Annotated in this window: 27 protein-coding genes; 12 read left to right on the top strand and 15 right to left on the bottom strand. The window is 60.5% G+C overall.

Translation table 11 applies throughout. The features are described from left to right. Positions 1 to 93 precede the first annotated feature (93 nt). The 6 genes from pgl to ACIQ1A_RS08620 are packed head-to-tail and all read right to left on the bottom strand — an operon-like array spanning position 94 to position 4,406. The gene (gene pgl / locus ACIQ1A_RS08645) at positions 94 to 810 is read right to left on the bottom strand and encodes a 6-phosphogluconolactonase (RefSeq protein ID WP_395770666.1); all 717 of its coding nucleotides are present in this window, start codon (positions 808 to 810) and stop codon (positions 94 to 96) included. Further along, positions 807 to 2,249: a glucose-6-phosphate dehydrogenase gene (gene zwf / locus ACIQ1A_RS08640; RefSeq protein ID WP_395770665.1), complete on the bottom strand. Its 1,443-nt coding sequence runs from the start codon at positions 2,247 to 2,249 to the stop codon at positions 807 to 809. Before zwf ends, pgl begins: the two co-directional genes overlap by 4 nt. A gap of 55 nt (positions 2,250 to 2,304) precedes the next feature. Then, entirely contained in the window at positions 2,305 to 3,057 is a 753-nt protein-coding gene (gene tatC / locus ACIQ1A_RS08635) for a twin-arginine translocase subunit TatC (RefSeq protein WP_395770664.1), read from the bottom strand. Continuing rightward, the gene (tatB, locus tag ACIQ1A_RS08630) at positions 3,054 to 3,503 is read right to left on the bottom strand and encodes a Sec-independent protein translocase protein TatB (RefSeq protein ID WP_395770663.1); all 450 of its coding nucleotides are present in this window, start codon (positions 3,501 to 3,503) and stop codon (positions 3,054 to 3,056) included. The genes tatC and tatB overlap by 4 nt, the downstream gene beginning before the upstream one ends. Before the next feature lie 2 nt (positions 3,504 to 3,505). Then, positions 3,506 to 3,694, bottom strand: coding sequence for a twin-arginine translocase TatA/TatE family subunit (gene tatA / locus ACIQ1A_RS08625; protein WP_395770662.1), 189 nt, complete (start codon positions 3,692 to 3,694; stop codon positions 3,506 to 3,508). Between the two features lie 31 nt (positions 3,695 to 3,725). After that, complete coding sequence (locus tag ACIQ1A_RS08620; RefSeq protein WP_395770661.1) at positions 3,726 to 4,406, bottom strand: lipid-binding SYLF domain-containing protein; 681 nt, start codon at positions 4,404 to 4,406, stop codon at positions 3,726 to 3,728. Positions 4,407 to 4,530: 124 nt separating this feature from the next. On the opposite strand from ACIQ1A_RS08620, the gene hemH reads away from it, so the two are divergent. Genes hemH through ACIQ1A_RS08605 form a run of 3 tightly spaced genes read left to right on the top strand, consistent with a single transcriptional unit; the run spans position 4,531 to position 7,059 of the window. After that, positions 4,531 to 5,487, top strand: coding sequence for a ferrochelatase (hemH, locus tag ACIQ1A_RS08615; RefSeq protein ID WP_395770668.1), 957 nt, complete (start codon positions 4,531 to 4,533; stop codon positions 5,485 to 5,487). Then, positions 5,484 to 6,347 carry an alpha/beta fold hydrolase gene (locus tag ACIQ1A_RS08610; protein WP_395770660.1) on the top strand — a complete coding sequence of 288 codons (864 nt, stop codon included), beginning with the start codon at positions 5,484 to 5,486 and terminating at the stop codon, positions 6,345 to 6,347. The genes hemH and ACIQ1A_RS08610 overlap by 4 nt, the downstream gene beginning before the upstream one ends. Positions 6,348 to 6,378: 31 nt before the next feature. Further along, positions 6,379 to 7,059 carry an energy transducer TonB gene (locus ACIQ1A_RS08605; RefSeq protein ID WP_395770659.1) on the top strand — a complete coding sequence of 227 codons (681 nt, stop codon included), beginning with the start codon at positions 6,379 to 6,381 and terminating at the stop codon, positions 7,057 to 7,059. Here the strand turns inward: ACIQ1A_RS08605 and ACIQ1A_RS08600 are convergent. Together ACIQ1A_RS08600 and ACIQ1A_RS08595 are read right to left on the bottom strand one after the other, a co-directional pair. After that, entirely contained in the window at positions 7,056 to 7,814 is a 759-nt protein-coding gene (locus ACIQ1A_RS08600) for a M48 family metallopeptidase (protein ID WP_395770658.1), read from the bottom strand. The two genes, ACIQ1A_RS08605 and ACIQ1A_RS08600, sit on opposite strands and share 4 nt — an antisense overlap. Then, positions 7,814 to 8,719 (bottom strand): recombination-associated protein RdgC, encoded by a 906-nt coding sequence (locus ACIQ1A_RS08595; RefSeq protein WP_395770657.1) that lies wholly within the window; start codon positions 8,717 to 8,719, stop codon positions 7,814 to 7,816. Before ACIQ1A_RS08595 ends, ACIQ1A_RS08600 begins: the two co-directional genes overlap by 1 nt. Before the next feature lie 65 nt (positions 8,720 to 8,784). On the opposite strand from ACIQ1A_RS08595, the gene ACIQ1A_RS08590 reads away from it, so the two are divergent. Further along, on the top strand, positions 8,785 to 8,994 hold the full coding sequence (locus ACIQ1A_RS08590) for a DUF465 domain-containing protein (protein WP_395770656.1): 210 nt from the start codon (positions 8,785 to 8,787) through the stop codon (positions 8,992 to 8,994). On the opposite strand, the gene plsB is transcribed toward ACIQ1A_RS08590, so the two are convergent. The 5 genes from plsB to ACIQ1A_RS08565 are packed head-to-tail and all read right to left on the bottom strand — an operon-like array spanning position 8,983 to position 16,125. Continuing rightward, on the bottom strand, positions 8,983 to 11,517 hold the full coding sequence (plsB, locus tag ACIQ1A_RS08585) for a glycerol-3-phosphate 1-O-acyltransferase PlsB (RefSeq protein WP_395770655.1): 2,535 nt from the start codon (positions 11,515 to 11,517) through the stop codon (positions 8,983 to 8,985). The genes ACIQ1A_RS08590 and plsB overlap by 12 nt on opposite strands. A gap of 11 nt (positions 11,518 to 11,528) precedes the next feature. Then, a complete protein-coding gene (locus ACIQ1A_RS08580) occupies positions 11,529 to 12,383 on the bottom strand; it encodes a hypothetical protein (RefSeq protein WP_395770654.1) in 855 nt (284 codons plus the stop codon). Between the two features lie 49 nt (positions 12,384 to 12,432). After that, positions 12,433 to 14,415 carry a UvrD-helicase domain-containing protein gene (locus tag ACIQ1A_RS08575; RefSeq protein WP_395770653.1) on the bottom strand — a complete coding sequence of 661 codons (1,983 nt, stop codon included), beginning with the start codon at positions 14,413 to 14,415 and terminating at the stop codon, positions 12,433 to 12,435. A 7-nt stretch (positions 14,416 to 14,422) separates the two neighbouring features. Beyond that, complete coding sequence (locus tag ACIQ1A_RS08570) at positions 14,423 to 15,199, bottom strand: ABC transporter permease (RefSeq protein WP_395770652.1); 777 nt, start codon at positions 15,197 to 15,199, stop codon at positions 14,423 to 14,425. Next, positions 15,196 to 16,125, bottom strand: a complete 930-nt coding sequence (locus ACIQ1A_RS08565; RefSeq protein ID WP_395770651.1) for an ABC transporter ATP-binding protein — start codon at positions 16,123 to 16,125, stop codon at positions 15,196 to 15,198. Before ACIQ1A_RS08565 ends, ACIQ1A_RS08570 begins: the two co-directional genes overlap by 4 nt. A 95-nt stretch (positions 16,126 to 16,220) precedes the next feature. Between ACIQ1A_RS08565 and ACIQ1A_RS08560 the strand changes: the two genes are divergently transcribed. Next, a complete protein-coding gene (locus tag ACIQ1A_RS08560; RefSeq protein WP_395770650.1) occupies positions 16,221 to 16,970 on the top strand; it encodes an FAD-binding oxidoreductase in 750 nt (249 codons plus the stop codon). 46 nt (positions 16,971 to 17,016) lie between these two features. Here the strand turns inward: ACIQ1A_RS08560 and ACIQ1A_RS08555 are convergent, their stop codons facing one another. Further along, positions 17,017 to 17,913, bottom strand: a complete 897-nt coding sequence (locus ACIQ1A_RS08555; protein WP_395770649.1) for a PhzF family phenazine biosynthesis protein — start codon at positions 17,911 to 17,913, stop codon at positions 17,017 to 17,019. Positions 17,914 to 18,025: 112 nt separating this feature from the next. Between ACIQ1A_RS08555 and ACIQ1A_RS08550 the strand changes: the two genes are divergently transcribed. The 7 genes from ACIQ1A_RS08550 (at position 18,026) to ACIQ1A_RS08520 (ending at position 23,592) form a co-directional block, all read left to right on the top strand. Continuing rightward, the gene (locus ACIQ1A_RS08550; protein WP_395770648.1) at positions 18,026 to 18,664 is read left to right on the top strand and encodes a helix-turn-helix domain-containing protein; all 639 of its coding nucleotides are present in this window, start codon (positions 18,026 to 18,028) and stop codon (positions 18,662 to 18,664) included. A gap of 78 nt (positions 18,665 to 18,742) precedes the next feature. Continuing rightward, positions 18,743 to 19,138: a hypothetical protein gene (locus ACIQ1A_RS08545; protein ID WP_395770647.1), complete on the top strand. Its 396-nt coding sequence runs from the start codon at positions 18,743 to 18,745 to the stop codon at positions 19,136 to 19,138. Then, on the top strand, positions 19,135 to 19,326 hold the full coding sequence (locus ACIQ1A_RS08540; RefSeq protein WP_395770646.1) for a helix-turn-helix transcriptional regulator: 192 nt from the start codon (positions 19,135 to 19,137) through the stop codon (positions 19,324 to 19,326). Before ACIQ1A_RS08545 ends, ACIQ1A_RS08540 begins: the two co-directional genes overlap by 4 nt. Before the next feature lie 2 nt (positions 19,327 to 19,328). Beyond that, positions 19,329 to 20,873: an alpha/beta hydrolase gene (locus ACIQ1A_RS08535; RefSeq protein WP_395770645.1), complete on the top strand. Its 1,545-nt coding sequence runs from the start codon at positions 19,329 to 19,331 to the stop codon at positions 20,871 to 20,873. Between the two features lie 55 nt (positions 20,874 to 20,928). Beyond that, positions 20,929 to 21,675: an ATP-binding cassette domain-containing protein gene (locus ACIQ1A_RS08530; protein ID WP_395770644.1), complete on the top strand. Its 747-nt coding sequence runs from the start codon at positions 20,929 to 20,931 to the stop codon at positions 21,673 to 21,675. Then, a complete protein-coding gene (locus ACIQ1A_RS08525; RefSeq protein WP_395770643.1) occupies positions 21,672 to 22,841 on the top strand; it encodes an ABC transporter permease in 1,170 nt (389 codons plus the stop codon). The genes ACIQ1A_RS08530 and ACIQ1A_RS08525 overlap by 4 nt, the downstream gene beginning before the upstream one ends. A 10-nt stretch (positions 22,842 to 22,851) precedes the next feature. Further along, complete coding sequence (locus ACIQ1A_RS08520; RefSeq protein WP_395770642.1) at positions 22,852 to 23,592, top strand: sulfotransferase family protein; 741 nt, start codon at positions 22,852 to 22,854, stop codon at positions 23,590 to 23,592. Between the two features lie 80 nt (positions 23,593 to 23,672). Here ACIQ1A_RS08520 and ACIQ1A_RS08515 read toward each other — a convergent pair whose 3' ends face one another. Next, positions 23,673 to 23,885: an RNA-binding S4 domain-containing protein gene (locus tag ACIQ1A_RS08515; RefSeq protein ID WP_395770667.1), complete on the bottom strand. Its 213-nt coding sequence runs from the start codon at positions 23,883 to 23,885 to the stop codon at positions 23,673 to 23,675. Positions 23,886 to 23,905 lie beyond the last annotated feature (20 nt).

The raw sequence follows: 23,905 nt of genomic DNA, 5'->3' as shown, positions 1-23,905 counted from the left end.
TCTGCGCCTGCATACGTGCGGTGTAATCGGCACGCAGTTCGCGGCTGCGCTGTTCGATGCGCGCGGTAACCTGCGCGATGACCGGATGGATGCTCATGCGGGACTCCAGAAAATGTCGACCGGACTATCGTATCCGGCCAGAAAGCGGGCGACGGCGTACTGCGGCGCGCGGCCATCCAGGCTGCGTTCGAGCACATCGCGCTTGTCGGCACCGCTGATGCAGAACAGCACGCGCCGCGTCTGCAGCAAGGCCGGCAGGGTGAAGCTGAGGCGGTCGGTTTTGCCCTCTTCAGCACTGAACCGAATCGGCACTACGGCACGCTTGGCAGCGGCATCCATGGCCGCGTCGTAATCGGCGCTCTCCACGAACAGCGACGCGATGTGGCCATCGGCACCCATGCCGATTACGGTGATGTCCAGCGGCAATCCGAAGTCTCGGATGGCCGCATCGGCGGCGGCGGCCGGATCGGCGGTTTCGGTATACAAGCCCTGCCAAGCGCCCAGTTGTGCACGTACGCCGGCGAACGCAGCCGCGATGGCGCGCTCATTGCTCTGGGCATCACTCAATGGCACACAGCGTTCATCGATCAAGGCCAAACGCACTTGCGACCACGGCAACATGGCAGCGGCGAAATCGGCATAGGCCGCCATCGGCGTGCTGCCGCCAGCCAGACCGATACGGACACTGCCGTAATCGGCGATGGCAGCATGGCTGAGCTGCTGCAGATGCTGCGACAACGCAATGGCCATAGTGGCGGCATTGGCGTGCACATGCCAACGCGGACCCTGTTGCTGATTGCTCGGCTTCATTCGAAATCCGGTCCGTGGCAGCCGGCCGGATAATGCAGCAGCGGCGCCTGCGCGGCCTTGCGGGCGGCATGGATCCGATCAATCCAGGCCCAGGCCTGTTCGAGCTCATCACGGCGCACGAACAAGGTGCGATCACCCTTGATGGCATCGCGGATGAGACGCTCGTAGGCGATGTGGCGCACTTTACCGTTGCCGGCCTCATTGATTTCCAGATTGAGCGCGACCGGCTTCAGCACGAACTCATGCACGTCCGGGGTTTTGTTGAAGATTTCAAGCGTGATCGACTCATCCGGCTGCATCTGGATAACCAGACGGTTGCACAGATCGGCATCCGGTTTCTGACCGAACAGAAACTGCGGCACTTCCTTGAAGGTGATGATCACTTCGGTATGTTTCGATGCCAGGCGCTTGCCGGTTTTCAGGTAAAACGGCACGCCTTTCCAACGCCAGTTATCGACATACGCCTTGATGGCCACAAAGGTTTCGGTATCACTGACCTCGGCGGCATCGGCTTCCTCGTTGTATCCCGGCAGACGGCTATCGGCGGAAGCCGAGTATTGGCCGAAAATCACGCGGTCGGCGAAATTGGCTTCGGTGATCGGGTGCAAGGCCTGCAGCACTTTGATTTTTTCGTTGCGGATGGCCTCGGAACTGCCGTTCACCGGCGGTTCCATGGCAATCAGCGAAATCAACTGCAGCATGTGGTTCTGCACCATATCGCGCAGGGCGCCGCTTTTATCGTAGTAGCTCCAGCGCCCGCCGATGCCGAGCGACTCGGCGATGGTGATGTGCACGCTTTCGATGTGATGGCTGTTCCACAGCGGCTCGAAGATGGCGTTGCCGAAACGCAATGCCAGCAAGTTCTGCACCGCCTCCTTGCCCAGGTAGTGGTCGATGCGGTAGGTCTGCGACTCGGCCAGCGCGCCGGCGACGCCATCGGATATGGCACGGCTGCTGGCCAGATTCTTACCGATCGGTTTTTCCAGAATCACCCGCGTGCGCGGATCAATCAGCCCGGCGCTTTGCAGGTTGGCCACGATCGGCGTGAACAGATCCGGCGGCATTGACAGATAACTGATGGCGACATGGCGGTCGGCGCGTTGCAGGATATCGGCCAAGCCGACGTAATCGGCGGCATGTCCGGCATCGAGATTGACGAATTCGGTTTTGGCCAGGAATGCGTCAAGCCGGTGACGGTTGCCCTCGTTCAATTCATCGGCCAGCGCCTTGTGCAGATGGGCATGCAACTCGGCGGTGGCGCCGCTGCGGCTGACGCCGTACAGGGCCATTTCTTCCGGCAGCGAGCCGTCGCAATGCAGTCGGAACAGTGACGGCCACAGCATACGCAGGGCCAGATCGCCATGGGCGCCGAAAAGCAGGAATGCGGGAGCGGTCATTGTCGCCTGGGCCGGAGCCAGAATGAATTCATCGCCTAGCATAGCAAAACCGTGCGACCGAGCCGCATTTGACGGCCCTGCAAACGAATGTAATGGTCTATTCCGCCGGGGATGCCGGCGCGTTCCGGGCCTTGGCTTTCAGCAGCAGACGTGCCGCCACGATGCCGACTTCGTAGAGAGCCCACATCGGCAGTGCCAGCATGATCTGAGACAAACCGTCGGGCGGCGTGATGATGGCGGCGATGATGAAGATGGCGACGATGACGTAACCGCGCCATTCAACCAGTTGTTCGACCTTGACCCAGCCCAGCAACGCCGCAACCAGCACCGCGATGGGGACTTCAAAACTGACGCCACCGGCCAACAGCAAGACCAATACGAAATCAAGGTATTTGCCGATGTCGGTCATCATCGCCACGCCTTCCGGCGCGGTCGAGTTCAGGTAAGCGAACATCACCGGCAGCAAGGCGAAATAGGTGAAGGCGCAGCCCAGATAGAACAGCAAAGAGGCTGCGAACAACAGCGGGCGCGCCAGATTTTTCTCGCGCTCATACAGCGCCGGGGCCACAAAAGCCCAGATCTGAAACAGGATATATGGCGCGGCGATGAACAGAGACGCGAAAAACGCCAGCTTCATCGGTACGAAGAAGGTGGAGGCGACCTCGATGGCGACCAGCTGACTGCCCGGCGGCAGTGTTTCCTTGAGCGGAACGGCCAACCAGGCATACAAGGGGTTGGCGAACGGCAGCAGCACGAGGAACACCGCCAGCACCGCCACCACCGCGTACAACAGACGCTGGCGCAGCTCAAGCAGGTGCGACATCAGGGATTGTTCGTTGCCGGCAGTCACCAGAGCGCGCCCTGTTTGGGGTGGGTGTCATCCGGGCCGTCATCGGCCAGGCGTTCATCAACCGGTCCATCCGGCGCCGGCATGGCGTTTTCCGCCGGCACATCCATTTCCTCGGCACCGGCACCGCTTTCGCTGCGGTGTCCGGAGCCCACGGACTCGGCCGCTTCATCGATATTGCGGTTGAGTTCGGTTTCCGCCTGCTGCAGATTTTCGGACAGCGCCTGCACCGGCGCCTTGATGCTGTTTTCGGCCTCGTGCAGGTGCTTTTTCATTTCTTCCTGGGCCAGTTCCAGCTCCAGTTCCGACTTCACCGAATACCACTGCGCACGCGCCTTGCGGACCCACAGGCCGGCGAAACGTGCCGCTTTCGGCAAACGTTCCGGACCGAGCACGAGCAACGCGACCACCGCGATGATCAGCAGCTCGCTGAAACCGACGTCGAACATGTTTAGGCTTGCTTGTCGCTGTCGGGTTTTTTCTGGTCGAGGGTTTCAGGCTTGGCGTCTTCGTCTTTCATGCCTTTCTTGAAGCCCTTGATGGCGCCGCCCAGATCGCTGCCGATGTTGGCCAGACGCTTGGTGCCGAATATCAGCAACACGATGACCAGAATGATGATCAATTCCCGCATACCTACCATGACACTGCTCCTGAGATGAATTTACCGCGGATTATTTCTTGGCCTGACGGCTGCTGCCTTCTTCCAGCTGGTTGCGGAAGTCGATGATGGCCTGATTCTGGGTTTGCGTACGGCCGTCGAATATCGAGGCGGGCGAGGCCATGTCGCCGTACACGGTTTCGTTGGCCTTGCGGTCGATGCGGATGACGGTACCGTCAATGGCGACGCCGGCGAACAGGCCCTTGGAACGGGAATAGCTGTAAATTTCGGCTTTCAGGTTTTCATCGGTGCTGGCCTGCACGTTGCGGCCGACCGGTCCGGCCGCGACCGCGGCATCGGCGCCAAGCGTGAACTTGCCTTTGATGATGCCATCGACCCCACTCTTGCTGGTGAACACCAGAATCAGGTCGGATTTCTGCACGCCGGCCTGGAAGCCCCAGCTGCCGCCGCCGACATTGATGTAGTTCGGATTCGACCAGGCGCCGTCGGCGCCGCGCACCGAAATCACGCCCTTGCCGCCCCGGCCGCCGAACACCAACGCGGCTTTGGTCAGATCCGGCACCACGGCGATGGCATAGGCCTCGGCCAGAAGGCGTTCGGGAATCGAGTTCTCCGGAATCGCCGACATTTCCTTGAGAACGGTGGTGGCCGAACGGGTGCGCTCGTCCGGCGTGGTGTTGGCGGAAACACTGGCGGCGGCAAACAGCAGAATGGCGGTAAAGAGGGCACGCATAGCGGGTTCCTTTATAGTGGGAGGCAAGCCTCAGCGTATTGGATAATGATAACCCCTGACGCCGGGTTCACCTACAATTGTTTACCTTGGATTCATTTTAGCGCCGGAAGTTCAAACCATGTCGATGAAAAACCGCCAACGCCTGATTCTGCTGGTCAATCTGGGAACCCCGGACGCCCCGACCGCCGGCGCGGTGCGGCGTTATCTGGCCGAATTCCTACATGACTACCGCGTGGTCGATCTCAGCCGCTGGTTGTGGTGCATTCTGCTGCATTTCATCATTCTGCCGATTCGCTCGGGCCGTGTCGCCGGCAATTACGCCAAAATCTGGCTGCCGAAAGGCTCACCGCTGTTGGTGTACTCGCAGGGTCTGGCCGACAAACTGCAGCACCAGATGCCGAATACCGAGGTCCGGTTGGCCATGCGTTACGGCAATCCATCGGTGCCCGCGGTGCTGGCCGACTATCCGGATCTGCAGGAGCTGACCGTGCTGCCGCTGTACCCGCAGTATTCGGCCACCACCACCGCTTCGGTGTTCGATGCCGTCACCCGGTACTATCTGAAACAGGAACGCGTGCCGAATCTGCGTTTCATCCGCGAATACCACCGTCATCCGGCCTGGCTGGATGCCATGGAAGCACGCATCCGCAACCATTGGGATCTGCACGGACGCGGCGAGCGTCTGCTGTTTTCCTTCCACGGCATTCCACAGCGCTTCGCCGAGCGCGGCGATCCCTATCCACAGCAGTGCCGGGAAAGCGCGGAGGCCATCGCTAAACGGCTCGAACTGACGCCGGAGCAATGGCTGATGACTTACCAATCCCGCTTCGGGCGCGAGCCTTGGCTGCAGCCCTATACCGATAAAACCCTCGAACAGATGGGACGCGATGGATTCAAAACGCTCGATCTGGTCTGTCCCGGCTTCGCCGTGGACTGTCTGGAGACCTTGGAAGAAATCAGCGTGGAGAACGCCCACTTGTTCCAACAGGCCGGTGGTGAGGAGCTGCGTTACATCGGCGCCCTGAACGACGAACCGGGACATGTGGCGGCTCTGGCGCAGGTGCTGGAAAGCCAGGGATGAGCGGTCCGCAGGAATTCACACTGGACACTTCGCGCGGCCGCATCGCCGCCCTGCGAATGGGCAAGCCAAATGGCCCGAAGGTGCTGGCGTTGCACGGCTGGCTCGACAACGCCGCCAGTTTCCTTCCGATGGCGCCGTATCTGGCCGATGCCGATCTGGTCGCCATCGATATGCTCGGTCACGGTGCCAGCACGCATATTCCGGCCGGCTACGATTACGCCTTCGTGGATTGGCTGCACGACATCCTGGATGTCCTTGATGCGCTCGGCTGGACGCAGGCGCATCTGCTCGGGCATTCGCTCGGCGGCGCGCTGGCCACGGTGGTTGCCGCCGGTGCACCGGAACGTGTGCTGTCGCTGGCGCTGATCGAAGCGCTCGGCCCGCCACCCTGGCCCGGCGAACAGGCGGCGGAGCGCCTGCGCAAGGCCATCGCCGGACGCCGCAAGCCGGCCTCGGTGCCGCGCCTGATTCCCGACATCGCCACGGCCGTCAGGGCGCGCCTGCAAGCCACGGAAAAATCGGAAGCGGCCGCACGCCTGCTGGTGGAGCGCAATCTGAAGCCGGTGGAAGGCGGCTATCAATGGCGCAGCGACCCGCGCCTGATGTGGCCCTCGCACATGCGCGCCGAGGAGGCAACGGTACGCAATTGGCTGGTCGCCATCGAATGCCCGGTGCTGCTGCTGGCCGCAGATCCGGCGCCGGTGTATTTCCAACCGGAAATCCGCAATGAACGTTTCGCCTGCCTCAAAAAGGGCGAAATGCACGTGATTCCGGGCACGCACCATGTGCACATGGATAAACCGGCCGAGGTCGCGGCCTGGATTTCGGCGTTCTGGACATCCCACGCGAAAGTGCCATAATCCCTTACACGATGCGTGAAAGGGGAGAATCATGCGTACGAGTCTGTTCGTCGCCGCCACACTGTTGGTAGCCAGCGTCAATGCCGTCGCCCAGCTCAAAGACAGTTTCGAGGTGGTCAGCGCACGCACCAGCCTGCCCTCGCCGATTGAAAACGGCACGGCGGCCTCTGTAAAGCGGGTCAATCCCGAGCTGCTGATTGCCGAGCGCCGCTACCGCGAAGCCACTGCGGTATATACCACGCAGATCCAGCGGGCCCATGATCTGAACAACATGAAACAGCTTAACCAGGCCTGCTTGGGTCTGTTCCGGACGCTATCGCTGTCGAAATCATTGGACAGCAGTCCGGACGCCTTCTCGCTGTGCCGCAGCGAGGAACTGGATGCGCTGTTCGCACACGTGGATCGGAATCCGATGTTCCTGACCTATCCGGTGTTCGAGCCGTCCCTGAGTTGGATCAATACCGCCGATCCCGGCCGGACTTACAACGTGCAGGTCCGCTTCGACATCAACGAATACGGACGTGCGGAGAATTTCGATTTCATCCAGCACGAAGGCTATTACCTGTCCTACCCGGTGCTGTCCGCGCTGAAGCAGAGCAAATACCTGCCGGCGGTGAAGCAGGGTAAGCCGGTCCGCAGTTCCGGAAACTTCATCCAGGTCACGTTCTGTCTGGAACGCGGCGTGCGCTGTCAGGAACGTTCCGGCAACTAACCGAACAGCCGCCTTGCCTCGGCCTTGATGGTCGGTCCCTGCAGTCGCAGATAATCGCGGTGGTCTCGCCAGTCCGGGCAACGCGCTTCCACCTCGCGCCAGAACTTCGGCGAATGGTTGCGCTGCAGCAAATGGCAGAGCTCATGCACCAGCACATATTCAGCGACCGGCTCCGGTGCGAACAACAGTGCCACATCCAAGGTGATGGTGTCAGCGACATTGAGCGACCCCCACAAGGAGCGTAGCGGCTTCACGCGCACGGCGGCGGGAGGCTTCGGAAGCTCCGGCAGATAGCGTTGCGCACGCTGCAGAAACCAGCCCTGGCCGTACTGCCGATAGGCCTGCAACAAGGCCGCCTGCAATTGCCGGTCACTGCTGCGGGTGCTGGTGTGGATGCGCCAGTGCATGTCTTCACGCAGGATATGCAGGGCGCGGTCAGCATGCCACTGCACCGGCAGCCGTTGTCCGAACCAGGGCAGTTCAGCCACCGCGCCGATGCTCAGGGGTGATTGCTGGATATCGGCATGCCGCGCCCACTGCGACCACAGCCAATCGCAGTGTTCGGCCACGAAGGCACGTGCGGCTTTTTCCGAAACGCGCGGCGGCAGTGTCAGGCGCGGACCATTGCTGCCGACCAATAACTTCAGACGGCGGGCTCTGGCATGCTTCTTCCAGGGCAGCCAGAAGCGTTCGCCATCGCGCTCGAGCCATTGGCCTTCGGGCGCGGAAGCCGCTTTCCGGCCAAGGCCGAACATCAGGCCGCCTTGGCGCTCACGCCGAAGGCTTTGGCGAACACCGCATAAAAGCGGGCCAGTTCCGCACCGAACAACGCGAAACGCGCCATCAATTCATCTTCCACCGATTCGGTATTTGCGTTTTCCAGACCGTCGACCGCAGCTTCCAGCAGTTTGAATTTGCGCAACACCAGATCATCGCCGATGACGCAGGCGAGTTGGGCATCGGCCAGCACCGCCAAGCGGGTCACCTGTTTGCCGGCATGCAGATGCGCCAGTACTTCTTCGCTGGCCAGATCGGAACGCAGGCACTTCACCACCGCGCCTTTTTCGGCAGGATCCGTGAGCTCGCATTCCTCGCCGAGAAACCAGTGTTCCGGTAGCGCCTCGCCGAGCAGAAAGCGGGTCAGCATGGCGCGGGGCGATTGCGCGGTCTGCAGCGGCAATGCCGGAAAGCTGCCGAAAGCCTCGCGCAGCTTGCTGACCAAGGCTTCGGCCGCTTTCACGGACGAGGTATCGATGGCAATAATGCCGGCCTTCGGGTCGATGACGGCATGGGTGCGCGAGGGCTTGACGAAGGCGCGCGGCATCAGCTCGTCCAGGGTCTCCTGCTTGAGCTGGCTGCGGGCGCGTTTGCCGAGCGGATGGCCCTTGGTATCTTCCAGTTTGGCGATTTTCGCCTGCCACTCGCGCTGTACCACCGCCGACGGCAGAATACGGTCTTCGCCGCCGAGACTGAGCCACAGGCTGTGTCCGGCGCGCTGCACATAGGCACCGCTGCCGAGCGGCGGCACGAAGCCACGCGATTGCATGGCCAGCGGCCCGACCGGCTTGAGGGCGTGGGCGGACAGCACGTTTTCCAGGGTTTCGAGATCGAGGCGGTGGATTTCAGGCAGGGCGAACAGGACGATATTGCGGAAAAACATGCGGATTCCAAAAGAGATACGGCTTGGTTTATTCTACCTGTGTTGCCCCGTCCGCGGACTCCCGAATGCTCGATCCGTTCACCCAGCGCCGATACATCGCCATGCTGCTCGAGCTGCGCACCGAGCACCGCGATCTGGATGCCGCCATTGAAGTATTCATCCGCAACCGGCCCGATGACGAGCTCGGCATCAAGCGTCTGAAAAAACGCAAACTGAAGATCAAAGACCAGATTTCGGTTCTGGAAAACCTGCTGATTCCCGACTTAAACGCCTGATTCCGGCGCGTTGGTTTTCGGTGCCGCCGCATCCGGCGAAATCTTGTGGATGGTGTGCCGCAGTTCGCGGTTGAGCACCAGACGGGCATCCTGCTCCCAATCATTCAGGCGCTGGTCGAATTCCAGCTTTCCGGCTTCGTTGAGCCAAATCAGTTTCTGTTCGCGCATGTTGGCGATGAAGCCGCGGAACAGGGACTTGTCGAAGAACTCCGGCGCCGCCGGCGCGTACAGTAGCGACAGGCGCTGGGCGGTCAGATGGCAGAGGCTTTCCAGCTCGGAGGCACTGAGTGCACCGCTGCCGTTTTTGACCAAGGTGGTGATGGCGATGAAATAACGCTCGAAGGCCTGCTGCATGCTGTGCGCGATGGCGCGCAGATGGAACACCTCGTCAGTCTGGCCGGGCGCGCGGTACAGGGTTTCGCTGTCCTCGCCGTTGGTGGTCAAAAAGCCTTCGCGAATGAACAGATCAATAGTGCGATTCAGACGCTCGGCGAATTCAACATCGTTCCAGGGCAGGAACAATTCGCTCTTCATGAACGGATACACGTTCAAGCCGAGACTGACCAGGCCGTGGCGCGACAGCCGGCGGTTGTTCTGGAAACACAGCGCAATCCACGCCGCGGCGCTGAACAGGTGCAGGATGTTGTTCTTGAAATAGCTCTGCAGAACGGCGGTTTCGCCCGGCATCGACAGTACGTCGCCGAGCGGATGCTTGGTGCGGGTGACCGCGCCCATGTCTTCGCCGTAAGCGATGACGGCGCGCGCATCCATGGCGGTCACGGTCACGCGCGGGCCGTAGGGTTCGCAGCTGAGGATGCGTTTGGACAACTCGATCTGTTCAATCAGATCGTTTTCATCCATGGCGTGTTTGGGCGTGGACAGCAGCGCCAAGGCCAGCAGATTGATCGGGTTGACATCGGCCGCGCGGTTGATGTTGACATGGATGTTCTGCGCCAGTTCGTCGACCACGGTCGACAGCCACGGCAGCTTGCCGTCTTCGTTGTCGCGTTCGGCCCGCCAGTCCGGCGCGTGACGCGCCAGGCTCTGGTCCAGATACACCGGTTCGCCGAAATTGACGGTGACCTTGCCGTAATGTTCGCGCAGCACTTCGGATGCAGCTTTGATCAAGGCCCAGATGGTTTCTTTTTCCTTGGGCTGGCCGGACAGTTCGTCGAGATAGCTCTTGCCTTCAATCAGACGCTCGTAACCGATGTACACCGGCTGGAACACCACCGGCCGCTGCGGCGCGCGCAGGAAGGCTTTCACCGTCATCGCAATCATGCCGCCTTTCGGCGCCATCAGGCGTCCGGTGCGCGAGCGGCCGCCTTCGATGAAGTATTCCAGCGAATAGCCGCCGCCGACCAGCTGCGCCACATATTCCGAAAATACTGCCGAATACAGTGCGTTGGCCTTGAAGCTGCGGCGCAGAAAAAAGGCACCGCCACGGCGCAGGATCGGACCGATCACCGGCAGATTGAGATTGACCCCGGCCGCGATGTGCGGCGGCACCATGCCCTTGGTGTACAGCAGGTAGCTGAGCAGCAGGTAATCCATGTGACTGCGATGGCAGGGCACATAAACCACTTCATGCCCGGGCGCGGCTTCCTTGAGCAGCTCCATGTGATGGATGATGACGCCGTCATAGATGCGGTTCCAGAATCCGGTCAGCGCAAACGACAGCGAGCGCACCACCGGATGCGAATAATCGGCGGCGATTTCCCAAGCGCATTCGTGCGCCTTGTTCCAGGCCTGGGCGTAGCTGCTTTTGTCGCGGCGCGCCTGTTCGGCGATGGCTTTGCGTACCGGCTCGGCATCCAGCACGCGGTCGACCAGCAGGCGGCGGGTGGACAGATCGGGGCCGATGACGGCGGCGCGCACCTTGCGCAGGTGGGCGCGCAGCAGGCGCTGGGCCTTGCGCACTAGGCGCTCGTGCGGAATGTCCTCGGCGAGCATGTCGCGCACGCGGTAACTCGGCGAGAAGCGCACCAGCGTGTCTCGGCCGTTCAGCAACACCGACACGAAACGGCGGAAGCGGCCGACCAGCGCCCAGTTTTCCGAGAACAATACCGAGAACCAACCGGATTGGCGGGCCGGTGCGCGTCCGACGAAAATCGACACCGGCACCAACTGCACATCCTGCTCGGGATACAGACGGTGCGCCATGATCACCCGTGACAGCGCATCGGAATGCCGCTTGTTCTTGGCCGCATTGATGCCGCTGGAACCGCCGCGGCGCGACAGCGCGAAATACGAGCGTTTGCGGCCGAGCGGATTGCCGGGCAGCGAGGCCAGCGGCGAGGGCAGGCCGGCATCGCGACAGGCGCGGTCGAGGATCAGCAGATTGGTCAGCCCGTAATTTTCCAGCACATAGCAGACCGGACGGTCGACCTGAAACGGCGGCACCACCGGTTCGCGTGAAATCTCGATCCACGGGCGCAGGAACCAGGCAGCCAGCCGCAACCACAGGGGCGGCTTTTCGTAGTGGACGGGAAAGGGCAAGGTCGCTTGCTTGGCGTCTGGCATAGGGCGGATGCTCAGCGCGCGGCGAGCGTGCTTTGCAGCAGGGCGGCGGCCGAAGCGTCGTACCAATGGCCGTTGTGTTCAATCAAATCCATGGGGAATTCTACCCATTTTTGACCCAAGGGGTAGCGGATGCGGACCTGGGCGGTGTTGCCGGACTGGGCAATGACGGTGACCTGCAGGCGCTTTTGGCCGGCGTTCCAGTCCAGACCATAAATTAGGCCCAACTCCTTCAAACCGGCGAGAAAATGCGCCAATTTGCTGTGAAATTGCGTGTAATCGAGGGAATTGTAGTCTTGGTAACTCTGAATGCCGGAATCGCGGGCAATGGCCACCATTTGGTTGAACGCACGTTGGCGGAAGTCTTTGTCCTGCAACCATTCGGCCGGCATCTGCTCGATGATGGCCTTGACCAAGGCCTTGCCATGGGCCTTTTCGGAGACACTGAGCTGGCCATTGGTTTCAATCCAACCTTGCAGCAAAAGCGTCAAACTGCTCTGCATCAGCGGCCATTTGCTGTCAATTTCGCTTTTCAGCGGCTTAATCTTGGCGTTCAGATCGCGCTGCAGATGCGCTTCGGCGCGGGGCTCAATGAAGCGGGTCAGCAACTTATTGAAGGTTTCCTGCTCGCTGGCATCCAGTGCGACTTTCCGACGAATCGCGGTCCAATCCCGGGCCAGAGCCGCCTGCTGCTCGGGCGGCAGGGTCAAGCTGCGGTAGCGCAGCATGTCGGGGCCCTGCAGGCTGTGCATGACGGCCTCGGCATCGGCTTTGGCCTGTGCGGCCTTGCCGGCATCCCAAGGCGCACGACAACCGGCCAGCATCAGCAGGCCGAGCAGAGCGATCCGGGACAGGCGGTTCAGCAACACGGCAACTCCGTTGCAGGGGCAGGCTTCAAGCATAGCAAAGTTGCCGGAATCAGCTGTCAAAAAGGGCGGAAATTGCCTGTCGGTGGGCACTGGCACGCGCCTGCTTTTCTTCTTCCTGACCCTCCACCACCACACCATCGCGATGCAGATCGGCTTCCGGCAGTTCATCCAAAAACTGGCTGGGCAGCAGGTTGACCTGTTCGCCCCAGCGCTTGATCTCGGCACTGTGCGCCAGAATCAGACGCTCTTTGGCGCGGGTGATGCCGACATAGAACAGGCGGCGTTCTTCGGCCAGCTGACCTTCATCGAGACTGGCCTGATGCGGCAGGCTGCCTTGCTCGCAGCCGACGATGAACACGGTGCGGAATTCCAGACCTTTGGCCGAATGCAGGCTCATCAAGCGCGCCTGATTGCCCGGTTCGCCGCGGTCGGCGTTCGAGAGCAGTGCCAGCTGCGCGGCCAGATCACCGGCACCCGAGGAGCGTCGGTCGGAACCGAACCACTGCGCCAGCTCTTCGAGATTTTCCTTGCGGCGCAGGAACAGGGCTTCGTTTTTGGTTTCCACCCGCATCTGGTTGAGTATGCCGGAGTCGTTCACCACCGCACGCACGATGTCGGCGGCCGGGGCTTTCTTGGCGTGTTCGCGCAAACGCGCGAGCAGGCCGACGAACTCGGACAGGGCCGCGGCCGGGCGTGCAGACAGTGCGGTACGCATGCTGCTGTTCTGAGCCGCCAGCGCCATCGGGATATGCGCCTGCTGCGCCAGATGCGCCAGCTTTTCCAGACTGGTGGCACCGATTTCGCGCTTGGGCGAAGTGACCGCACGCAGGAACGCGGCATCGTCATCGGGATTGGCGATACAGCGCAGCCAGGCCATCACGTCCTTCACTTCACCGCGCTCGAGCAGAGCGGTGCCACCGGTGATGTGGTACGGAATCTTCAGCAGCTGCAGTTCCTTTTCCAGCGGCCGCGATTGATGGTTGCCGCGGAACAGGATGGCGAATTCGGAATACGGCAGGCTGTGCGCCTGCACCAGATACTGGATTTCGGCAGCGACGCGCTGCGCTTCATGTTCGTTGTTCTTGCACGACCAGACCCGAATGCGCGCGCCCTCGCCATGCTGGCACCAAAGCTGCTTCAGATGCGCGTGCGGATTGTTGGCGATGACGGTATTGGCGGCGCGCAGGATGCGTGCGCTGCAGCGGTAATTCTGTTCGAGCTTGATGACTTTCAGTGCGGGATAATCACGCCCGAGTTCATCCAGATTTTCCGGCTGGGCGCCGCGCCAGGCGTAAATGCTCTGGTCGTCGTCGCCGACGCAGGTGAACATGCCGCGGCTACCGGCCAGCGCTTTGATCATGCGGTACTGGGCGCCATTGGTGTCCTGGCATTCGTCGACCAGCAGATAGCGGATCTTGGCCTGCCAGCGTGTGCGTGCTTGGACATCGGCTTCCAGTACCTGCAGCGGCAGGCGGATCAGGTCGTCGAAGTCCACCGCGTTGAAGGCCCGTAGCCGCGCCTGATAACGCGCGTACAGTTCGGCAATCTGGCGTTCGCGCACGGTGGCTGCGGTTTCGGCGGCCTGCTCGGGCGACAGCGCCAGGTTCTTCACTTTCGAAATCCAGTTGTGTGCGGCGTACAGCGCGTCCTTGTCGGCGCCGGCCGGCAACAATTCCTTCAGAATGCCTTGCTGGTCGTCGGTATCGAAAATGGAAAAGCCGCGGCGCAATCCGGCCAACTTGGCTTCAGCCTGCAGGAACTGCAGCCCGAGCGAATGGAAGGTGGTGACGGTGACCGCTTCGGCCGCGGTTTTGGAAATGCGCTTGGCCACGCGCTCACGCATTTCGCGCGCGGCCTTGTTGGTGAAGGTGATGGCGGCGATCTGTTCGGGCGGGAAGGTCTTGCTGTGAATCAGGTGCGCGATCTTCTCGGTGATGACTTTGGTTTTGCCGCTGCCGGCGCCGGCCAGCACCAGCAAGGGACCCTCGACATACGCCACCGCCGCTTGCTGCGGCGCATTCAATCCGGACATAAGTCGTTTAGCTGCGTAGACCGGTGCCGCGTTTCAGCAGCCACAGGCCGAGTGCGCCGAGCGCGACCACGAAGAACAGCATGACCGCATACGAGATGCCGATGTTGATGTCGGTGGCGTTCTCGCCGAGCAGTCCGTAGCGGAAAGCGTTGACCATGTAGAAAATCGGGTTGGCCTGGGTCGCGGTCTGCGCCCATTCCGGCAACACGCGCACCGAATAGAACACGCCGCCCAGGTAGGTCAGCGGGGTCAGAATGAAGGTCGGCACGATGGCGATGTCGTCGAATTTCTTGGCATACACGGCGTTGACGAACCCGGCCAGCGAGAAAATGATGGCGCCGAGCAGGATGGTGCTGATCATGATCAGCGGATGCGGCACGCGCACATGGGTGAAGGCCATGCCGATGGCCAGCACGATCAGGCCGACCATGAGGCCGCGCAGTACGCCGCCGGCCACGTAACCGGCAAGGATGACGTGATTGGGCATCGGGCTGACCAGCAGTTCTTCCACATGCCGGCCGAATTTGGCGCCGAAGAAACTGGAGCTTATGTTGCCATAGGCGTTCTGGATGACCGACATCATCACCAGACCGGGCACGATGAAATCCATGTAATCGAAGCCGCCCATATCGCCGATGCGCGAACCGATCAGTTTGCCGAAGATCAGGAAGTACAGGGTCATGGTGATCGCCGGCGGCACCAGGGTCTGGCCCCAGATGCGCAGGATGCGCGCCACTTCGCGGCGGGCGATGGTTTTGAACGCGGTGAAGTTCGGATTGCTCATGCCGCGGGCTCCTTGGCGGTCAGGCGCACGAACAGTTCTTCCAGGCGGTTGGTCTGGTTGCGCATCGAGCGCACGGTGATGCCGGATTCGGCGAGCGCATCGAACAGAACATTCAAGGGCAGGTCGCGCGGTTTTTCCACCACCAAGGTGTGGCTGTCGGGAGATTGCAGGTCGACCTTTGGAATCTGCGGGAGTGTTTCAGGCAGTGCGCCGTTGATGTCGAGCACGAAGCCTTCCACATCCAGTTTGGCCAGCAGGGTTTTCATCGGGCCCTGCTCGATGATGGCGCCCTTGTCGATGATGGCCAGATTGCGGCACAGGCTTTCGGCTTCTTCCAGATAATGCGTGGTCAGAATCACCGTGGTACCGGCGGCGTTGACGTCCTGCAGGGTCTTCCACATGCCGCGGCGGATTTCGATATCGACGCCGGCGGTGGGTTCATCCAGGATCAGCAGCTTGGGTTCGGTCATCATGGCACGGGCGATCATCAGCCGGCGCTTCATGCCGCCCGACAGTGTACGGCTCATCACCTCGGCTTTTTCCCAGAGATGGGCGGCTTTGAGTTGCACTTCGGCGCGTTCCAGCGCCCGTGCGCGCGGCACCCCGTAAAAACCGGCGTAATTGACCAGGATGTCGATCGGTTTTTCGAACATGTTGAAGTTGATTTCCTGCGGCACCAGACCGATCTGGCGCATGGCCGCGGAACGGTCGGCCATCAGGTCGATGCCGAACACCGAGACGCTGCCGGAGGTGGCGTTGACCAGCGAGCTGACCACCCCGATCAGGGTCGATTTACCGGCTCCGTTCGGGCCGAGCAGGGCGAAGAAATCGCCGGGGGCCACATCCAGCGAGACCCCCTTGAGGGCCATCACTCCGTTATCATAGGTCTTGTGCAAGGATGTAATGCAGAGCGCGGGCTGGGTCATGCGATTTTCCGACGTGGCGGGTCTTTCACTTTCAGACGTCTAGTATATCGGGCTCGCCGCCCGCACTGAATCTTTCTTTTGATACCGAGGTCCCTGTGGCAGAACATTTCCCCTTGAAACTGGTTGACAGCCGCATGCTGGCGCCGAGTGTGCGCCATCTGGAATTCGCCCGCGATGATGGCCAAGCCCTTGATTTCATCGCCGGCCAGTTCATCCAGGTGCATTTCAACGCCCCAGACGGCAGCCCGACCAAACGCAGCTACTCGCTGGCAACCCAGCACGACCACGCCTTCGGGGTGAACGACACCGTTGAAATCGCGGTCAGCTTCGTGCCCGGCGGCGCCGCCTCGGCCCTGTTCACCGCGCTGGATGAAGGCCAGCAGATCCAATGCAGCGGCCCTTATGGCCGGTTCTGCCTGAACGAGAAAGACCAGAACGCCCGCTATCTGCTGATCGGCACCGGCACCGGGGTCACCCCCTACCGCGCCATGCTGCCGCAGCTCAAGCACATGATGGACACCCGTGGCGTGGACGTGGTGCTGCTGTTCGGCTCCCGCACCGAAGAAGATCTGATCTACCGCGAGGATTTCTACGCCTTCGCCGCGGAAAATCCGAAATTCCGCTTCATGCCCTGCTTTTCCCGCGAAGTGCCGGCCAACGCCACCGCCGATGCCCGGCGCGGCTATGTGCAGGAGCAACTGGCCGAACTGGTGCCGAACGGCGCGCACGATATCGCCTACCTGTGCGGCAACCCGAACATGGTCGATGCCAGTTTCGAAGCCCTGAAAGAATTCGGACTGTCGGTGCAGCACATCCGCCGCGAAAAGTACGTGTCCAGCAAATAATCTCTGTTCAATTGCTGTAGGGGAAATTCACGCATTGCGCAAAAATTTATGCGCGCTCCCGGGATTCCCAATCCATAGTTCCGTTGATCACCATCTGCGTCTTTCCACCAATCCACACCTCACCTTCATCATCCACCCGCACTTGCACCAAACCATCACGGCCCAGTTCGCGGCCCTGGCTGGCGGTGTACGGATTGCCAATTGGTGCCAGCGCGCCACATTGATGCAAATACGCCGCAATGGCGGCATTGGCGCTGCCGGTCACCGGATCTTCGGGAATATTGTCGGCCGGGCAGAACGCCCGCACCACCAATTGATACTCACCGGCATCGGCTTTGGCAAACACCGCAAAACCCACCGACTGCGTAGCGAAGTTCAGCGCGGCAATATCGGCCTGCGCCGGTTGCAAACTGCGTACCGCCGCTTCATCGGCCAATGGCACGCACCACCACAGCGGCCCGTTATTGATCAAGGCCGGCGGCAGTTCGCCCAGGCGCATGCCCTGCAAAGCGGCCGGCAACAACGCGATGGCGGTTTCGGAGCTGGGCAAGAGGTGGCCACGCGGCGCACGCACCGAGATCACCCGCGCGGCGCCCTCGCCGATAACGCGCAGCGGCAACAACCCGGCCGCGCATTCCTGAACCAGTTCGCCGTTGCGGGCCTGTGCCAATCCGGCTTCCAGCACGGCATGGGCACTGCCCACGCTCGGGTGGCCGGCAAACGGCAGCTCGGAGGCGGGCGTGAAAATGCGGATGCGGTAGCTGGCGCCCGCATGCGTGGGTGGCAGCACGAAGGTGGTTTCCGATTGGTTGATGTAGGCCGCGAAGGCCTGCATCTGTTCGGTCGAGAGATGGGTGCCGTCCAGCACCACGGCCAAGCCGTTGCCGGCGCCCAGGCGGGCGGCGAACACATCACACAGCAGGAACGGGCGGGGCGAACTCATGGTTCATCATACCGTGGCAACCGGCCCTGTGGGTGCGGGCGTTTGACAGATCACGGAGGCCGCCCTATCATTCAATTATATTGAATATTCAGTACATATAAATAAACGGATTATGGCCAAATCCATTCAAGAACAGTTAGTTATCGACCCGTTGACGCTGAAGGTGTTGGCGGACCCGAGTCGCTCCTATCTGGTCTACAGTCTAGCCGAAAGCGCCAAGCCGGCCAAGCAGCTGGCGGCGGAAATGGACTGCCCGATCACCCGCCTGTACTACCACCTGCAGCAGCTGGAAAAGCACGGGCTGATCTTCGTGGAGCGCACCCGCAAGGTCTCCGGCATCCAGGAAAAGCACTACCGGGCCAGCGCCCGCAGCTTTGTGGTCGACCGTGCGCCCGAGGGCGCCGCCGGCCAAAGTGACCAGGCCCGCAGTCAGGCCCTGCTCGGGTTCGTGTTCGACCAGACCCGGCTCGACATCAGCCACGGCCTGCTCAGCGGCCGCATCAATACCGGCAAACTGCCCACCGAGGCCGGCGCCCTGATGGCCTACCGGACCGTGATGAAGCTCAGCCCGGACCAGGCCCAGGACCTGTACAGCAAGCTCTTGGCCCTTTACCGCGAGTACGACGCCCTGGCCAAAGCGCCGGGCGAGACGGGCGATTTCTACGCGCTGGTGGCCTCGGTGTACCCGACCCAGCAGCAACATCCGCAGCCCGGTCTGAAGCCGCGGATGCGGGCGCGGACGGCCGGATAAGAAAAAATATGTAAAGCAGACTTGACAGACCATCAAGAATATAAGAGTATTTTGTCAAGCTAACTTGACACCACACTCATGCGCGCACCCCTGAAACGCTATTACCTGAAATCCATCCTGCCCTTCCTGCTGTTCATCGGGCTGATTGTCGTTGCCTATGTGCTAGAGCCGTCGGCACACAAGCCCGTCGCCAAAGCCGGGCTGGCGATGCTGCCGATGCTGCCCTTGCTGCGGCTTTTCTGGCTGCACCTCCGCTACCTCAGTGAATGCGACGAGCTGGAACGCAAGATCGAAATGGATGCGATGGCGGTGTCCTCAATGGCCGGCATGTTGGTAGGCTTCGGCCTTATGCTATTGCACGATTTTCAAGTGCTGAATCTGAGCACGCGCGAGATGCTGTCGGTGTTGGTGCTGGTCATCGCCGTGACATATATCGTCATCCGCGGCATCGGCATCTGGCGGTTCCGCGCATGAAAAGCCGCGTCCGGCAACTGCGCGAACAGTACGGTTGGTCACAGGCCGAGCTGGCCGAGCGCCTCGATGTCTCGCGTCAGACCGTAAACGCGATTGAAACCGAGAAGTACGATCCAAGCATCAAACTGGCATTCAAACTGGCGCGCCTGTTCGAATTGCCGATCGAAACGATTTTTCAAGAGGATTAAGCATGCAAGACAAGCATAAAAAATGGCTGAATGCCGCCGTGCTGGTTGCCGCCGGCGTGTTTCTGGCCAAACCTTATCTGTTCAAAGAAGAGAAAGGCACGGAAAAAGCCAAGCCGGTAGCCGCCGCGGCCAAAGTGAACTTGAGCCGCAAATTGGGCAGCCTGAGCTTCAAGCCCTGCACCTTGGCACAGGGCGCCGAAACGTTGATGGCGTTTTGCAGCACGCTGCAGGTACCGGAAGACCATGCCAACCCGAATGGACGCAAACTAAGCCTGGCCATTTCCTGGCTGCCGGCCACTGGCGAGGCTGAACCGGATCCGATTTTCATGCTGGCCGGTGGCCCGGGCCAGGCTGCACGCGGCAGTTTTCCGTCGTTAGCCGGCGCATTTGCTGAAGCACGCAAGAAGCGCCACATTATTCTGCTCGATCAGCGGGGTACCGGCGATTCCAGCCCGCTGAAGTGCGTCAATGAACAAGGCAACAGTGCTGTCGTCGATGATGAAGATTACACGCCCGAAGCCGCGGTTGATTTTGCCAAACGCTGCGCCGCGCAGTTTGAAGGCAAAGTGGCTGTGCAGCACTTCAGCAGTACCGATGCCATCCAGGATCTGGATGCCGCGCGCAAAGCCATTGGCGCTGCGCAGATCAACCTGATCGGTATTTCCTACGGCACGCGCATGGCACAGCTGTATGGCAAGCGCTATCCCAAACAAACCCGCACCATCACCATCGATGGCATTGCACCATTGGAAATCGTGTTGGGCCAAGATCATGCCAAAAATCTGGAAAGCTCGCTGGACATGCAATTTGCCCAGTGCAGCAAGGACAAGGTATGCCGGGAAAAACTCGGTGATCCACGCGCTCAGCTGAATACCCTGTTAGCCACCTTGGCTAAAGGTCCGGTGCCGGTACGTTACCGCGATGCGCTGACCGGCGAATGGAAAGACGGCCAGTTCAGTTCCGGGCATCTGGCCGTGCTGACCCGCTTGCTGGCCTATCAGCCGATTGCCGCCAGCCTGCTGCCCCTGCAATTTTCCGAGGCCAACAAAGGCAATGTCGATTCGTTGATGGCCTTGAGCGAAATGGTCAACCGCGATATCAGCGACATGATCATGCATGGCATGCAGCTGTCGGTCATGTGCGGCGAAGATGTTCCGGATCTTGTTGTGGATCCTGAAGACAGCAAACGGCTGCTCGGCACAGGCCTGGTGGAGCTGATGAAAGCACAATGTGCGGTCTGGCCGCATAAAGCACGCCCGGCCGATTACCGTACGCCGCTGAAAGGCGATTTGCCGGTCCTGATTTTATCCGGCGAATTCGATCCGGTCACCCCGCCGCGCTATGGCGATATGGTGGCCAAACACTTGCCGAATTCCAAACACATCATCGCCAAAGGCACTGGTCATAATGTGTTGCCGATTGGCTGCATGCCGAAAGTATTCGCTAGTTTCCTGGACACTGCGGACACCAAAAAACTGGACTCTGGCTGCATGGACAAACTCACTTACGCCTCGATGTTCACCGGCTATTACGGTTCTGAACCCTAATTGGCCTTCATATCGATATTCCCAGGCTCACCGCCAGGAACACAAAGGATTATTTATGATTGATGTTACTGATTTGCATAAAAGCTTTGCCGCCAAAACCGGTGCCGTGCATGCCGTACAGGGCGTCAGCTTCAGCGCTCGTGATGGTGAAATTACCGGCGTATTGGGCCCGAACGGCGCGGGCAAAACAACCACGCTGCGCATGCTGTATACCTTGATGAGTGCCGACAGTGGAACAATCACGGTTGACGGCTTTTCAACAACCGCGCAATCGTATGAAGTGCGCTCGCGCTTGGGGGTGCTGCCCGATGCGCGCGGTGTCTATAAGCGCCTGACCGCGCGTGAAAACATCGCCTACTTCGGGCGCCTGCATGGCATGAGCGAAGCGCTGATTGCCGAGCGCACGGAGCGCCTGGTAGCCACCCTGGGCATGAGTGAGTTCATCGACCGCCAATGCGAGGGTTTTTCGCAGGGGCAACGCACCAAAACCGCGATTGCACGTGCCTTGATTCATGATCCAAAGAACGTGATTCTCGACGAGCCGACCAATGGTCTGGACGTGATGACCACACGGGGCCTGCGCGAATTTCTGCTGCAGCTCAAAGCCGAAGGCCGCTGCGTGATTTTCTCCAGCCACATCATGCAGGAAGTGGCGGCGCTATGCGACCGCATCGTGGTCATCGCCCATGGCAAGGTGGTGGCCAATGGTACGCCGGACGAAATTCGACGGAATACCGGTGAATCCAATCTGGAAGAAGCATTCGTCAAAGTCATTGGCAGTGAAGAGGGCTTGCACGCATGAACGCATTGATTTCGGTCATCAGAAAAGAATTGCTGGATTTGTTCCGCGATAGAAAGACTTTTTATCTATCGCTGTTAATGGCGCCACTTTTGTTTCCCGTCTTGATTCTTGGCATGGGCAAACTGGCCAGCAACCGCATCGCCACCCAGGTGGAAAATCCCCTGGAATTGCCGGTGATTGGCGCAGAGCGCGCGCCCAATCTGATTAACTACCTGGCTGGACAGAACGTCATCATCAAACCGGCACCAAAAAATCCGGAAGGCGAAATCGCCGCCCAGAATGTCGATGTCATTCTATCGATTCCTGCAAATTATGCAGAGAAGTGGCGTAATAGCGAGCCGGCTGCCATCGAAATCTTGCACGACAGCTCGCGTAGCGACACGGAAATACCATTGAAGCGCTTGAAAATTCTGCTACAGAATTACAGCAACACTACCGGCTCCCTGCGCTTGCTTTCACGCGGCATCAGTCCGATGGCCAATCAAGCCGTCCGCTTGGATTACAAAGACCTGGCAACCCCCGAAAGCCGAATCGGGCAAGCCTTGGCTTTCTTGCCCTATCTACTGATTTTAACGGGCTTCCTGGGTGGCGCCGCATTGGTGATTGATGCTACTGCCGGTGAGCGCGAACGGCAATCGCTGGAGCCTTTACTGGCCACGCCGGCCGCGCGCGGCGTGATCATGAGCGGCAAGATTACCGCCGCCGCCTCGTTTGGCTTGCTCGGCCTGTTGCTGACTTTAGTGTCGTTTAAGTTCAGCTTTATGTTGGCGCCGAGCCTGGGCATCAAGCTCAGTTTGGATTGGTTGCAAGTGGCACAACTGCTGCTGGTACTGGTACCGATTGTGTTGATCGGCACCTGCCTGCTGACCGCGATTGCCGCCGGCTCCAAATCGGTGAAGGAAGCGCAGAGCTATATGTCGATCCTGATGATGCTGCCGATTCTGCCGACCATCATCCTGATGGTCAATCCGATGAAGAACGCGCTCTGGCAGTTTGCGGTGCCATTCCTGGCGCAGAACCAGATGATTCTGAAAATCGTGCGCAGCGAAACCATCAGTGCTGCCGAGTGGGGCGTGTATCTGGCCTGCGGTTTCGGACTGGGCGCGCTGCTGTGGTGGATCGCGGCACGCCGTTACCACAACGAAAAGCTGGCGGTTTCGGCTTGAGGCCGGCGGCATGAGCCGGGTTGATTTCCTGATCTGCGGTGCCCAGAAATGCGGCACCACCGCGCTGGATTTCTACCTGCGCCAGCATCCGCTGCTGTGCTTTCCCTCGAAAAAGGAACTGCACTACTTTGACGACGATGCCGCCTTCGCCGGCGGCATCCCGGATTACGCCGCTTATCATGCCTGGTTCGCGCCGGATGCGCGGCATCGATTGCTCGGTGAAACCACGCCAATGTATCTTTACAAGCCGGAAGTGATGCCGCGCATCCGCGCCTACAACCCGGATATGAAGCTGATTGCCGTGCTGCGTGATCCGGTCCGTCGTGCCTATTCGCACTGGAACATGTTCCGCGCGCGCGGAGAAAGCCGGGTCACGTTCCGGGAAGCCTTGGAGCGCGAGCTGGCCATCATGGCGGGCGCGCCGGATAGCGATGCATCCGGCTACACCTGTATCCGGCGCGGCCTGTATGCCCGGCAGCTAACACGCCTTTGGCAGCATTTTCCACGCGAGCAAACCCTGATTCTGCGCCATGAACGCCTGCAGGCCCAGCCGGAGGCCGTACTGGCAAAGATCTGCGATTTCCTCGGCGTACCGCACCTGCAGGGCATCACGCCACGTCAAGTGCATGCCTATCCGTATCCGGAACCAATGGCCGACAGCGACCGACAGTTACTGCTGACCTGCTTCAGGCAAGACACCGAACAGCTGCAGACACAGCTGGGCTGGGATTGCAGCGCATGGCTGTCCTGATTCTTGTGGATACCTATTTCTCCGATTGGCAATTCGAGCGCATATGTCATCGGTGCCGCATGCTCTGAGGCGCGTTGCGTTCAGACGATTCGAATTAGGACATCTTCGAGGGTGACCGTCTGACCGCTGCGGATCTTCGCGGTTTTGCGCAGCTCCGGCCGGCCATCGACCGATACGATGCCGCTAGCCACAATCTGCTTGCCGATGCCGCCGCTGTCGCACAGCCCGACCAGCTTCAGCAGCTGGTTGAGCTCGATGAATTCACCTTCCAACTCAAAGTGGACTTCGGGCATCAGTTGAATGCAAAAGTGCG

This window comes from Arenimonas sp., from assembly GCF_044353605.1.
GTDB lineage: Bacteria > Pseudomonadota > Gammaproteobacteria > Xanthomonadales > Xanthomonadaceae > Arenimonas.
Note: the sequence above shows the minus strand (reverse complement) of the source record. Positions and strands in the feature narration are given on the sequence as shown.

What these genes read in the sequence shown, in the direction of transcription:
- ACIQ1A_RS08545 (WP_395770647.1), top strand. Translation starts at nt 18,743, where the DNA reads ATGCGCGCACCCCTGAAACGCTATTACCTGAAATCCATCCTGCCCTTC.
- plsB (WP_395770655.1), bottom strand. Translation starts at nt 11,517, where the DNA reads ATGCCAGACGCCAAGCAAGCGACCTTGCCCTTTCCCGTCCACTACGAA.
- ACIQ1A_RS08605 (WP_395770659.1), top strand. Translation starts at nt 6,379, where the DNA reads ATGCGTACGAGTCTGTTCGTCGCCGCCACACTGTTGGTAGCCAGCGTC.
- ACIQ1A_RS08575 (WP_395770653.1), bottom strand. Translation starts at nt 14,415, where the DNA reads ATGTCCGGATTGAATGCGCCGCAGCAAGCGGCGGTGGCGTATGTCGAG.
- tatA (WP_395770662.1), bottom strand. Translation starts at nt 3,694, where the DNA reads ATGGTAGGTATGCGGGAATTGATCATCATTCTGGTCATCGTGTTGCTG.
- ACIQ1A_RS08515 (WP_395770667.1), bottom strand. Translation starts at nt 23,885, where the DNA reads ATGCCCGAAGTCCACTTTGAGTTGGAAGGTGAATTCATCGAGCTCAAC.
- ACIQ1A_RS08565 (WP_395770651.1), bottom strand. Translation starts at nt 16,125, where the DNA reads ATGACCCAGCCCGCGCTCTGCATTACATCCTTGCACAAGACCTATGAT.
- hemH (WP_395770668.1), top strand. Translation starts at nt 4,531, where the DNA reads ATGAAAAACCGCCAACGCCTGATTCTGCTGGTCAATCTGGGAACCCCG.
- ACIQ1A_RS08530 (WP_395770644.1), top strand. Translation starts at nt 20,929, where the DNA reads ATGATTGATGTTACTGATTTGCATAAAAGCTTTGCCGCCAAAACCGGT.
- ACIQ1A_RS08570 (WP_395770652.1), bottom strand. Translation starts at nt 15,199, where the DNA reads ATGAGCAATCCGAACTTCACCGCGTTCAAAACCATCGCCCGCCGCGAA.
- ACIQ1A_RS08540 (WP_395770646.1), top strand. Translation starts at nt 19,135, where the DNA reads ATGAAAAGCCGCGTCCGGCAACTGCGCGAACAGTACGGTTGGTCACAG.
- ACIQ1A_RS08550 (WP_395770648.1), top strand. Translation starts at nt 18,026, where the DNA reads ATGGCCAAATCCATTCAAGAACAGTTAGTTATCGACCCGTTGACGCTG.
- ACIQ1A_RS08600 (WP_395770658.1), bottom strand. Translation starts at nt 7,814, where the DNA reads ATGTTCGGCCTTGGCCGGAAAGCGGCTTCCGCGCCCGAAGGCCAATGG.
- ACIQ1A_RS08610 (WP_395770660.1), top strand. Translation starts at nt 5,484, where the DNA reads ATGAGCGGTCCGCAGGAATTCACACTGGACACTTCGCGCGGCCGCATC.
- tatB (WP_395770663.1), bottom strand. Translation starts at nt 3,503, where the DNA reads ATGTTCGACGTCGGTTTCAGCGAGCTGCTGATCATCGCGGTGGTCGCG.
- ACIQ1A_RS08620 (WP_395770661.1), bottom strand. Translation starts at nt 4,406, where the DNA reads ATGCGTGCCCTCTTTACCGCCATTCTGCTGTTTGCCGCCGCCAGTGTT.
- ACIQ1A_RS08535 (WP_395770645.1), top strand. Translation starts at nt 19,329, where the DNA reads ATGCAAGACAAGCATAAAAAATGGCTGAATGCCGCCGTGCTGGTTGCC.
- ACIQ1A_RS08555 (WP_395770649.1), bottom strand. Translation starts at nt 17,913, where the DNA reads ATGAGTTCGCCCCGCCCGTTCCTGCTGTGTGATGTGTTCGCCGCCCGC.
- ACIQ1A_RS08525 (WP_395770643.1), top strand. Translation starts at nt 21,672, where the DNA reads ATGAACGCATTGATTTCGGTCATCAGAAAAGAATTGCTGGATTTGTTC.
- ACIQ1A_RS08520 (WP_395770642.1), top strand. Translation starts at nt 22,852, where the DNA reads ATGAGCCGGGTTGATTTCCTGATCTGCGGTGCCCAGAAATGCGGCACC.
- zwf (WP_395770665.1), bottom strand. Translation starts at nt 2,249, where the DNA reads ATGCTAGGCGATGAATTCATTCTGGCTCCGGCCCAGGCGACAATGACC.
- ACIQ1A_RS08590 (WP_395770656.1), top strand. Translation starts at nt 8,785, where the DNA reads ATGCTCGATCCGTTCACCCAGCGCCGATACATCGCCATGCTGCTCGAG.
- ACIQ1A_RS08595 (WP_395770657.1), bottom strand. Translation starts at nt 8,719, where the DNA reads ATGTTTTTCCGCAATATCGTCCTGTTCGCCCTGCCTGAAATCCACCGC.
- pgl (WP_395770666.1), bottom strand. Translation starts at nt 810, where the DNA reads ATGAAGCCGAGCAATCAGCAACAGGGTCCGCGTTGGCATGTGCACGCC.